The organism is Pantoea sp. CTOTU50773 (assembly GCF_032082325.1).
In the GTDB taxonomy this organism is placed as follows: Bacteria; Pseudomonadota; Gammaproteobacteria; order Enterobacterales; family Enterobacteriaceae; genus Pantoea; species Pantoea communis.
In genome coordinates, this window is the sequence record NZ_DAMDQC010000138.1 from 1 (window position 1) to 11,452 (window position 11,452).

11 protein-coding genes and 1 pseudogene are annotated in these 11,452 nt (G+C 55.2%); 11 read left to right on the top strand and 1 reads right to left on the bottom strand.

Annotated features, from left to right (window positions below; all coding sequences use genetic code 11):
• From RT340_RS18030 to RT340_RS18080, 11 genes are all read left to right on the top strand, one after another.
• On the top strand, positions 1-451 hold a 451-nt coding region (locus RT340_RS18030), incomplete at its 5' end, for a substrate-binding domain-containing protein (protein WP_313377417.1).
• Between the two features lie 121 nt (positions 452-572).
• A complete protein-coding gene (locus tag RT340_RS18035; protein WP_313377418.1) occupies positions 573-2,000 on the top strand; it encodes a M20 family metallopeptidase in 1,428 nt (475 codons plus the stop codon).
• A 17-nt stretch (positions 2,001-2,017) separates the two neighbouring features.
• On the top strand, positions 2,018-3,610 hold the full coding sequence (locus tag RT340_RS18040; RefSeq protein ID WP_313377419.1) for an ABC transporter substrate-binding protein: 1,593 nt from the start codon (positions 2,018-2,020) through the stop codon (positions 3,608-3,610).
• Positions 3,611-3,622: 12 nt separating this feature from the next.
• Entirely contained in the window at positions 3,623-4,693 is a 1,071-nt protein-coding gene (locus RT340_RS18045) for an ABC transporter permease (RefSeq protein WP_097119177.1), read from the top strand.
• Positions 4,690-5,625, top strand: coding sequence for an ABC transporter permease (locus tag RT340_RS18050; RefSeq protein ID WP_283215748.1), 936 nt, complete (start codon positions 4,690-4,692; stop codon positions 5,623-5,625). The genes RT340_RS18045 and RT340_RS18050 overlap by 4 nt, the downstream gene beginning before the upstream one ends.
• Positions 5,618-6,481 (top strand): ABC transporter ATP-binding protein, encoded by an 864-nt coding sequence (locus tag RT340_RS18055; protein ID WP_313377420.1) that lies wholly within the window; start codon positions 5,618-5,620, stop codon positions 6,479-6,481. Before RT340_RS18050 ends, RT340_RS18055 begins: the two co-directional genes overlap by 8 nt.
• Complete coding sequence (locus RT340_RS18060; RefSeq protein WP_313377421.1) at positions 6,478-7,242, top strand: ABC transporter ATP-binding protein; 765 nt, start codon at positions 6,478-6,480, stop codon at positions 7,240-7,242. The genes RT340_RS18055 and RT340_RS18060 overlap by 4 nt, the downstream gene beginning before the upstream one ends.
• A 35-nt stretch (positions 7,243-7,277) precedes the next feature.
• A complete protein-coding gene (locus RT340_RS18065) occupies positions 7,278-8,201 on the top strand; it encodes a serine hydrolase (RefSeq protein ID WP_313377422.1) in 924 nt (307 codons plus the stop codon).
• A complete protein-coding gene (locus RT340_RS18070; RefSeq protein WP_313377423.1) occupies positions 8,198-9,484 on the top strand; it encodes an MmgE/PrpD family protein in 1,287 nt (428 codons plus the stop codon). The genes RT340_RS18065 and RT340_RS18070 overlap by 4 nt, the downstream gene beginning before the upstream one ends.
• A 220-nt stretch (positions 9,485-9,704) precedes the next feature.
• Complete coding sequence (locus RT340_RS18075; protein WP_097119171.1) at positions 9,705-10,139, top strand: hypothetical protein; 435 nt, start codon at positions 9,705-9,707, stop codon at positions 10,137-10,139.
• A gap of 5 nt (positions 10,140-10,144) precedes the next feature.
• Positions 10,145-10,714: a sigma-70 family RNA polymerase sigma factor gene (locus RT340_RS18080; RefSeq protein WP_313377424.1), complete on the top strand. Its 570-nt coding sequence runs from the start codon at positions 10,145-10,147 to the stop codon at positions 10,712-10,714.
• 86 nt (positions 10,715-10,800) lie between these two features.
• On the opposite strand, the pseudogene RT340_RS18085 reads toward RT340_RS18080, so the two are convergent.
• Positions 10,801-11,391: pseudogene (locus RT340_RS18085) on the bottom strand (MBL fold metallo-hydrolase); the annotation flags it as partial.
• Positions 11,392-11,452: the final 61 nt, after the last annotated feature.

Here is an 11,452-nt window from a genome sequence, read left to right on the forward strand (position 1 = left end):
GCTAATACATCAGCTGGCGGCGTATCCCAGGGTGCAACTGTGCCGTGAGCGTGCCATTGCCGTGTGTCGCCCGGATAGCAGTGGCAAGCCACTCTATCCGGTGCGCGCGGATGGCGGTCCGATTCCGTGGTTGAGCTATGGACAACATACCTTCTTTGCTCATGCGCTGGCGCAAATGCTCAGCAAACGCCCGCTTCCTCTTGAAGCGGTATATGAAAATGGTATGTCGGTGAATCTCAAAGCCATGGTCCTGGCCGGTGGCGGCGTGGCGTGGTTGCCTCTGAGTCTGGTGCATGAAGAACTGGCCAGCGGCAGTATAGTGCGCGCCGATGACAGCAGCTGGGATATGTCGCTGGCGATTCGGCTCTATCGTCAACCGATTCTGCAAAATTCTCAGGCTGAACAACTGTGGCTGCGAGCATGTGCCAGCGAGACGGCTAATGCGGCCTGACATAAAACTATGCCGTTTTGGAATGGGGAGTGTGAATTGCTCATTGGCCTTACGCTGATGATTTACTCCATGCTGGGGCCTCAGAGAGACGAAAACCTGACCAACCAAGCTGGGGACTATCATGGAAAACAAAGCGTTAGTCTGGAAGTGGGTAGAAGAATATCAAGGGGTATTTTGTGAACTGAGCGATCGCGTCTGGGGCATGCCGGAAATTTGCTATACCGAGTATCGTTCGGTGGCTGAACACACCGCGATGCTAAATCAGCAAGGATTCCGCGTCACAGAAAACGTGTCCGACATCCCCACGGCGGTGATGGGTGAAGCCGGTGAAGGCGGTCCCATCATCGCTTTCCTCGGAGAATATGATGCCTTGCCAGGGTTGAGTCAGGAAGCAGGCGTAGCGCGTTATTCTCCACTGCCGGGCAACGGCCATGGTCATGGCTGCGGGCATAACTTGCTGGGATCGGCTGCCATGCTGGCGGCTACTGCGTTGAAGTCATGGCTTGAAGAGAGCGGCACACCGGGCCGCGTTCGCTATTATGGCTGTCCGGCAGAAGAAGGCGGTGCGGCCAAATCATTTATGGCGCGTGCTGGCGCATTCGATGGCGTCGATGTGGCCATCACATGGCATCCAAGCGCGCATCATGAAGTGGCAAAACCGCTTTCTCTCGCTAACACCCGCATGGATTTCGCTTTCCGTGGCCGCTCATCCCACGCTGCGGCTTCTCCACATCTTGGGCGCAGTGCGCTGGATGCCGCCGAATTGATGAACGTTGGCGTACAGTTCCTGCGCGAACACGTGCCGCAAGATTCCCGCATACATTACGCCTTCCTCGATGCCGGTGGTGTGGCTCCCAATGTGGTACAGGCAAAATCTACCGTGCGTTATGCCATTCGCTCGCGCGATGTCCACGCGATGTTTGAACTGAATGAGCGGGTCAAGCGCGTGGCTCAGGGTGCCGCCATCATGACCGATACCGAAGTGGATATCAGCATCATGAGCGCGGTATCCAACCTGCTTGGCAATCGTCCGTTAGAAGAAGCGATGCAGCGGAATCTGGAAGCGCTTGGTCCGGTGCCATTTGACCAGGCTGACCTCGCCTTTGCAGCTGAAATTCAGGCCACGCTAACAGCGGAAGAGATTGATAACTGCTACCGCAAAACCGGTGTGAAACCCGCCGATCCTAAACCCCTCAGCGATTACATCATTCCGCTCGATACCCACGGAGAGGTCATGATTGGCTCGACCGATGTCGGTGATGTCAGTTGGGTGATCCCGACCGTGCAGGCGCACGTACCCACCATGGCTATTGGAACCCCTGGTCACTCATGGCAACTGACCGCGCAAGGCAAAATGCCGGCCGCACACAAAGCGCTGGGCCATGTCGCGAAACTCATGGCCGCGACGGCGGTGGACGTGCTGACCGACAAAATACTGATGGTCCAGATGAAGAAAGCCCATTTCGAGCAGGTCAGTGAAAAACCCTATCACTGCCCTATTCCAGCTGAGGTAAAACCACCCATTCAACCGCGCCCGGATACTCTGTAACGCCTCAGGAGAGATAGATGAAAAAAAAGATGTTAACTGCCGCATTGACGCTGGCAGCGACCTGCTGCGCTTCGGCACAGGCCGCAACGCCCGCCGATTCTTTAGTGATGGCGTGGAACATTGATGCCATCAGTACCTGGGATCCGGCGCAGATTGGTGAAGTGGTCACCAGTGAAATCTATTCAAACACCTGTGACACACTGGTTGATTTTCGCGTCAGTGATGAAACGCAACTCGATCCTGCATTGGCCAAAAGTTGGGATGTCTCTGCCGATCGCAAGACCATCACCTTTCATTTACAGGACAACCTGAAATTTGCCGATGGCTCAGCCGCAACCGCCAGCGACCTGGCGTGGTCGATGCAGCGCGTAGTGAAACTGGGCTACGGCAATGCAGCCGCTATCAAGGAGTATGGCTTTGATAAAGATAACGTCGACTCACGCATTAGCGCGCCCGATGACAAAACGCTGGTGATGAGTTTCGATAAAGCTTACCCCACTAATCTGGTGCTCCAGGCGATTGCCGCCAATAACGTCTCTTCCCTGCTTAACCGCAAAGAAGTCGAAAAACAGGCAGTGGATGGCGATCTGGGACACAAATACCTTTCCACTCATACCGCCTGTGTTGGGCCTTATCAACTGGTGCGCTGGAATGCCGGTGAAGGTGTGGTGCTCCAGGCCACCCCGAACTACTGGGGAAAAGCGCCGGTACTGAAGCGCATTCTGATTCGTCATGTGGCTGAAACCGGCACTCAGCGTCTGCTGGTGACGCAGGGCGATGTGGATATCGCCCGCGATCTCTCAGCTGACGATCTGAAAACGCTGGATCAGGGCGGCAAAGTGAAAGTGGAAAAAGTGTTGCAGCCACAGCTGTTTTTCTGGACCTTCAATAATGAAGACCCCATTTTCAAAAACGAGAAAGTCCGTCTCGCCATGCGCTATCTGATCGATTACGACGGGTTAGCGAAGAGCGTCATGCCTTATCTCGGCGTGCCGCGCGCCAGTTTTGTTCAACAAGGGGCGTTTGGTGCGCTGGATGCCAAACAAGGTCAGCCTTTCCATCTCGATCTGGATAAAGCCAAACAGTTGCTGACGGAAGCCGGTTATCCCAATGGTTTCAGTACGGCGGTGTTGTTTGGCACCCTGCCGCATTCGGCGCCAATCGCGCAAAGCGTACAGCAGAATGCCGCCAAAATCGGCGTGAAACTCAATCTGGAACGCATGGCTAACGCGCAGTTGTTCAGCCGGGTACGTGGCCGGGAATTCCAGAGCGCAATGATGGCGTGGCAAACCTCGGTGCCCGATGCCTACGGCAATGCCTCACGTCTGGTTTATAACCCTGACAATCGTAAAGAAGCGCGTGCCACGCAATATCCAAGCTGGCGTGCCGCTTATTACGATCCGCAGATGAATCAGAAAGTGGAAACCGCACTGTTAGAACCGGATGACACCAAACGCGCTGCACTCTATGGCGATCTGCAGAATGAGCAGATGCAAAAAGGACCTATGGCGATCATGTTCCAGATGTACAACACCGCGGGAATTAGCCCCACGGTGAAAAACTGGACCTGGAACGGTTTTCGCGTTTGGTATGGTGCCGCAAGTAAATAACGGAGGTGGCAGATGTCACAGGTCATGATACCCGTTGCACACAACCCCCCTTCCGCTGGCTGGCGTCTGATAAGACGCCTTGCTCGTGGGCTTGTATCGATTGTTTGCACGCTACTGGGGTTAGCTGCCCTGACCTTCTTTATTGGTCGCTTACTGCCTATCGACCCGGTGGTCGCGATCATCGGCGATAACGCCAGTCAGGAAGCCTACGACAAGATGTTTCATCAGTTGGGGCTGGATCAACCGTTGTGGCACCAATTTGCCGACTACGTCTGGCAACTGCTGCACCTCGATTTTGGTATCGCTCTGACCACCAGTCATCCGGTGGCGCAGGATATCGCGCGCGTCTTCCCCGCTACGCTGGAACTGGCCACAGTGGCGGCCATTATCGGCGTCGGTTTCGGTATTCCGGCGGGCGTGCTGGCGGCAATGTACCGCAACACGTGGTTCGATCATCTGATCCGCTTCGTGGGGCTACTCAGCTATTCCACCCCGCACTTCTGGCTGGGTCTGATGGGATTGCTGCTGTTTTACGCCACGCTCGGCTGGATTGGCGGACCAGGACGCATCGATTTTATCTACGAGTTCGATTTACATCCGGTGACGGGATTCTGGCTGATCGACAGCGCGCTGAGCGGAAACTGGGATATGTTCCGCAACGTGTTTGGTCACATCATTTTGCCCGCGTCGATTCTTGGCTTGAGCGCGCTGGCTTACATCAGCCGTATGACGCGTAGCTTCATGCTGGAACAACTGTCGCAGGAATACATCATTACCGCTCGCGTGAAAGGTTTGTCGTGGGCGCGATGTGTTTGGGTGCATGCTCTGCGCAATATCGCCGTGCCCACACTGACAGTGGTGGCCCTTTCCTGGGCCTGGCTGCTGGAAGGCGCAGTTCTCACCGAAACCGTGTTTGCCTGGCCCGGCTTTGGTCGCTATCTGACCAATGCCTTACTGGCGGGCGATATGAATGCGGTCGTCGGCTGCACATTGCTAATTGGCGCGATTTTTGTCGGCATCAATCTGCTGTGCGACCTGCTTTATCGTCTGTTCGATCCGCGTACGCGTCAGGAGGAAGCATGACCGATTCCGTCAATAAATCGATGCGCGTTAACCCTTCGCGTAGCTTACGCGCCTGGCTGCGCGATCCTTCGCCGCAGTCACCTTTTCAGGCGCACATGCAACTGCTATGGATTCAGTGGCGACGCTTCTGCGCTAATCACTCCGCGCTCTTTGGTTTGCTGGTGCTGTTGATCATTGCTGGCGCGGCGGTGTTTGCGCCCTGGTTAGCCACACACGATATCTATGCCCAAAACCTCGCTTTCCGCCTGCAACCGTTTTCTGCTGAACACTGGCTAGGGACCGACGAATTGGGACGAGATATTTACAGCCGTCTACTGTATGGCGCGCGCATCACACTGTATATCGCAGGCTTAACCGCGCTGATCATCACCCCCATTGGCTTACTGGTCGGCACCAGTGCAGGTTATCTCGGCGGTTGGGTTGATACGGTGCTGATGCGTCTGGTGGATATCTTCCTTGCCTTCCCCAGTTTGATTTTGGCACTGGCGTTTGTTGCGGCATTGGGGCCTGGTATCGAGAATGCAATCATCGCGATTTCTCTCTCCGCCTGGCCGCCGATTGCCCGCCTCGCGCGCGCCGAAACTCTGGCCATCCGTAAGATGGATTACATCGCCGCGGTACGCTTACAAGGGGCATCCGCCTGGCACATCATCGTGCGACATATCATCCCCATGTGCCTGCCTTCTGTCATCGTGCGCGTCACCCTTAACATGGCGGCGATTATCCTTACCGCCGCTGGACTGGGTTTCCTGGGGCTTGGCGCTCAAGCGCCTAGTCCGGAATGGGGCGCTATGCTGGCTTCCGGCCGCGAATTCATGCTGAACAATGGCTGGATCGCTGCCATCCCTGGATTAGCAATATTGTTCACCAGTCTCGCCTTCAACCTGTTGGGTGATGGCCTGCGCGACGTAATGGATATCCGCCATGAATAATCTGCTTCAGGTGAAAAACCTCAATATCGTATTTCGCAGCGCGCACGGGGAGCACCGCGCGGTACGTGACGTCTCTTTTCATGTTGGACGTGAGAAAGTGGCGATTGTCGGTAAATCCGGTTCGGGAAAATCACAGACCTGCCGTGCATTGCTGCAGCTGACGCCCAAAATCGGTCGCGTTACCGCCGATCAGATGCAGTTCGGTGATATAGATCTGCTCAACAGCAGTGAAAAACAGATGCGCCAGATTCGCGGAAATCGTATTTCAATGATCCTGCAGGATCCCCGCTTCTCGCTTAATCCGCTAATGCGCATTGGCGATCAGGTGGCGGAAGCCTTCAGGTTGCATCGCCGGGTGAGTAAAAGCGAAGCCAGAGATCGCGCGCTAACGATGCTGGAATCGGTGCATATTCGCGACGTGGCGAAAGTGGCACGCCTCTATCCCCACGAGATTTCTGGCGGTATGGGCCAGCGCGTGATGATCGCGATGATGCTAATCCCCGAGCCGGATTTGATCATCGCCGACGAACCCACCTCCGCACTGGACGTGACGGTGCGCCAGCAGGTGCTGAGCATCCTGAATGAACAGCTGGCGCGGCGTCAAACCGGCCTGCTGTTTATCAGTCATGACCTTAATCTGGTCTCTCGTTTCTGCGATCGCGTGCTGGTGATGTATGCCGGGCGTGTTGTCGAAGAGATTCGTGCCGAACGTCTGGAACAGGCGCAGCATCCTTACACGCAGGCATTACTTGCCAGTCAGCCACGTCTGCATCATCCCCTTGATACGCTGCGTGTGCCGACCCGTGATGCCAGTTGGCTCAATGGCCCCTGCTTTCGTGATGGAGTCGCAATATGAAACCTATTCCAACCGCACAACGCAGTATTGAAATGGTGGATGTCAGCATTGCATTCGGTCAGGGAGCACATCGGCGACAGGTGGTTGATAACGTTAGCCTGACGCTGGCACAAGGAGAGTGTTACGGCATGATTGGTGAATCGGGTTGTGGAAAATCCACCATTTTGCGCGCGCTGGCTGGCCTGAATCACGATTATCAGGGCCATATTCTGTTCAATAATCGTGAACAGCAGCCGCAACGAGATAAAGCCTTTTATCGCCAGGTGCAGATGGTGTTTCAGGACCCTTACGCCTCGCTCCATCCACGAAAAATGGTTTGGGCCAGTCTGCGTGAACCGCTGAAGCTGCATGCTATTGACCACCATGAAGCGCGCATCAGCGATGTGTTGCATGCGGTCGGACTTTCCGATGCCTACCGTTATCGGTATCCCCATCAACTTTCTGGTGGTCAACGTCAGCGTGTGGCCATCGCGCGGGCCCTCATTCTCGAACCTTCCGTGCTGTTACTGGATGAGCCGACATCAGCGCTGGACGTCTCAGTTCAGGCTGAAATCCTCAATTTACTCAGCAGCATGCAACGGCAGCGCAGCCTCACTTATTTAATGGTGACGCATGATTTGGCGGTCGTGACACACCTGTGCCGTCGCATCGGCATCATGCATCACGGCAAATTGCTGGAAGAACTCAGTGCGGATAGCGTGCGTCAGGGCGGAGCACGGGAAATCTATACCCGCGAGTTTCTGGCGGCGAGTGAGGCGTGAACCTCTGATCCACACTAAAACGATGAGGCTTTGCCATGTTTGAATCACTTCAGCAACAACTTGAAGGCCAGGCCACTGCCGTGCTGCTGGAGGCGCAGGGTGATGAAATCCTGTTCAGTTACGGCGATGCTGCCCAACGTTACCCCTGCCACTCGATGCGCAAAAGCTTTCTTAGTGCGCTGATCGGCTGCGCAGTGGCAGAAGGCCGTTTTGATCTCTCCTTAACCTTGCAGACGCTGGGAATCGATGACCGTGAAGGACTGAGCGTCTGCGAGAAACAGGCCACGCTATACGATCTGTTGACCGCCCGTTCTGGCATTTATCATCCGGCGAACTATGAAACCGCCTGGATGCAGCGTATTAAACCCCCGCGCCACCTGCATGCGCCAGGCGAGAACTGGTGCTATAGCAACTGGGATTTTAATGTGCTGGGCAGTGCCTACCGTCAGCTCACGGGAGAGGAGATCAACCAGGCGTTTGCGCAGCGCATTGCCGACCCGCTGGGGATGCAGGATTATCGCGTTGATCAGGACAGTTGGCTGGAACCCGGAGAATTTTCTGATCACCCTGCCTATCCCTTTACGCTCTCAAGTCGCGACCTGCTGCGATTCGGCCAGCTCTTTCTGCAGCAGGGGCGCTGGGGCGATCGACAAATCATCCCGCAACAGTGGGTTCGCACCAGCACCTTGCCTGTTTCGCATGCGGGCGATCGCGGGGGCTACGGCTATATGTGGTGGATCACGCGCGATGGCGTGGCCTGGCCAGAGGTGATCCTGCCAGCGGGCAGTTACTCAGCGCGTGGTGCAGGAGGTCACTTCTGCCTGGTGATGCCGCAACAGAATAGGGTGATCGTACATCGTGTTGACACCCGCACACCGGGGCAAGAGGTGAATCGTTTCCAGATTGGCTCGTTATTGCACAGGCTACTCACCGTATTGGACAGGGAGACATCATCATGACGCTCATCGAATCTCTGGCACAGTGGTGTGCCAATCCACCGCCCTTTACTCTTCGTGCTCGTGAACTGGCGATTGACGCCATCATCGATACCCTGGGCTGCATGGTAGCTGGCCGTAGCGACTTTTCTACTCAGGCGGTGCAGCAGGCATGGCCTCAGATACCCCGTAGCCAGGCGCTCGATGCGTTGTTCAACGCCACGGCCGCTCACGCTATCGACTTTGACGACAACTTTGCACCGGGCATGAGTCACGCATCGGCCGTTTTGGTACCTGCCCTGCTGGCCGTGGCGGAAAACAGCGACGGCGCATCGTTGATACACGCTTATTTAATTGGTCTGCAGGCACAAGCCTATATAGGCGAAGCCATCGGCTATCAGCACTACACTGCTGGCTGGCATGGTACATCCACCGTGGGTTGCATTGGCAGCGCGGCAGGTGTTGCTGCCCTGCTCGGCCAGGATGCAGCAGGGATTGCCCGTACGTTGAGCATTGCGGTAAGTCTGGCCAGTGGGGTCAAAGGCCAGTTTGGCACGCCTCTGAAACCGTTTCATGCCGGAATGGCGGCGCGCAATGCCGTTGAAGCCGCGACGCTGGCGCAAACCGGCATGCAAGGTCGTCTGGATATTCTTGAGTGCGCACAGGGTTTTGCGGAACTCTATGCCGGTCTGTTAAGCCAACCGTCGCTGCCCGGCGCTGAGCAGCATGTCATTGAACAAATCGGAGTGATGCCGAAAAAATATCCGTGCTGCGGGTCTACCCACCGCATTCTCGATGCGATTGCCGATATCCAGCAACAGCAAACATTGAAGATTGACGACATTGAAAGCGTGCACTGCCAGGTGGGGATCGCCAACTGGCGCAATCTTGCCTACCACCAGCCGCAGGATGAAATGCAAGCGCGCTTCTCAATGCAATATTGCGTTGCCATGATGCTCAGGAACGGCACGTTGAGCGTGCAGGACTTTACCGCCGCCAGCGTAAAACAACAGGCAGATGTACAACTGTTGGCGATGATTACCCTCGCGCCATGGACAGCGGAACAGGAGGCTGAAGACAGAAACTTGCCGCATATCCTCACTTTGCGTTTCAGGAATGGTCAGGAAATTGTCCACGCCAGATTGCGGGCACGTGGTGCGTTAGACGAACCTTTCAGCACCGACGATCGGCAGGCAAAGTTCTTAGATTGTTGTGCAGCGCTACCCCAGGCAGAATCGCTTTATCAGCGCCTAAAGGAATTAGCGCAGCAAGCTGATTTAACGTTTATACGTCAGCTTATGGTTTAACCCTGACAGTATGGGTAGCAGCCATCGTTGGATGGATCCCGTTCATCGCAGGAGAATTCGCTTCGGGAGCAGCGGTGAATCGGATCGGTAGAACAACACCGAATCACCGCTAAATTTATAAGCTCGGAAAATATTTTCACTTCTTTGGCAATATTCACATCGCTCATTCGTCTACCTCAGTACGAGCCAATATCGGCTACTGTAATGAGGAATAACAACAATGAGAGATTTCGATATGCGCAGACAACACCGCCGTGACCACCATTTTGGTGGTCATCGCATGATGAAACCCTTGTTGCTCGGCGTGGTGATCATCGCGGCACTTGGGCTGCTGGTGATGTCGCTGTGGAATGCCGTGCTGCCAGCCATCATCGGCGTGAAGGCGATTGGGTTCTGGCAGGCGATCGGGCTACTGGTATTGTGCCGCATACTGTTTGGTGGCTTAGGTTTCCGCCCCGGCATGTTCGGTATGGCACGTCGTCGCATGCACGAACGCTGGATGCAGATGACCCCAGAACAGCGCGAAGAGTTTATGCAACACCGCCGTGAACGTTCGCACCGTGGACGCCGCGATCGCTGTGACTGGCATGTCCGTCGCGATGATGCGCGCTCACCCTCCGACGAAACTCCCGCTAAATCGTCAGACGCCGAGTAAACGCCATGGCGCAGGATTCTCTGCTGATGTCCGCGTTGAACGCCTGTCGGGCAAAATTGAGCGCATTTATTCGCGGCCGCACCTCGATCCGTGAAGATGCCGACGATATCCTGCAGGAAGTGACCTACAAGCTCATGCAGGTTGAGCAACCGGTGGAAAATGTCGCGGCCTGGTTATTCCGTGCCGCACGCAATGAGATGACCGACCGGGCGCGAAAGAAGCGTGAACTGCCGCTAGCCGATCTGATGAACGGCGATGAGGAGGCGGATTTTCCCGAAGATGAGCTGGCTGAAACGCTCTTTGGCGTGCCGGAAACGCCGGAAGATGAGTATCTCAAAGCACTGCTATGGGAAGAACTGGAGGAAGCCTTAGCGGAACTGCCACTCGCTCAGCGCGAGGTGTTTGAAAAAACAGAGTTGTTGGGTTACAGCTACAACGACCTTTCCAGTTACCACCAGACCGCTTCTTCCCTTGGTTGCACAATGTTCACGGCTTGTCCGATGACCGGTAAAGACAATTTAATTTTTTGCTCACGCGCCAGCTCCGCTATTTGTATCAGGGGGTCATTCCAGTGATGAAAAGCAAGATCGAAGGCCGCGTTATGAATGGGCATTAACCATTTTCCCTTTAAATCCTGAAACGCCCGGATGGTATCCCCTGGCATCATGTGAATATCCGCCCACCGGCTGTCATAAGCCCCATTCTCCAGGCAGGCAACATCAAATGGACCGTATTTATTGCCGATTTCTTTAAAGCCTGGGAAATAGCCGGAGTCACCGCCAAAAAATAAACGAAACTCATCGGTGATGATGCTCCATGAACACCACAAACGTTTATTGCCGTCAAACAAACCACGTCCGGAAAAGTGCTGCGACGGTGTGGCGACAAAATGCACCTCGCCCACCTCCGTAGATTGCCACCAATCCAGTTGGGTGATCTTCTCCTCAGCCACTCCCCACTTCGCCAGCAAATCGCCGACGCCCAGCGGAGCGAGGAAATAGCGAACACGATCTTTCAACTGCATGATCGTCTGGTAATCCAGATGATCATAATGGTCATGGGATAAAATAATGCCCTCAATAGGCGGTAAATCGCTCAGCTCGATGGGTGCAGCCTGAAAACGCTTTGGCCCGAGCCACTGAAAAGGAGACGCTCGCAGGTTAAATACCGGGTCAGTAAGCCAATACTTACCTTTTAATTTGAGCAGCAGCGATGAATGCCCCAGTCGAGACACACTGTGGTCGGCTGCCATGGCGAGGGCCTCGGACGTGATGGGCTGCACAGGTAATTGCTGCTGAGGTAGCGTGTCTTTT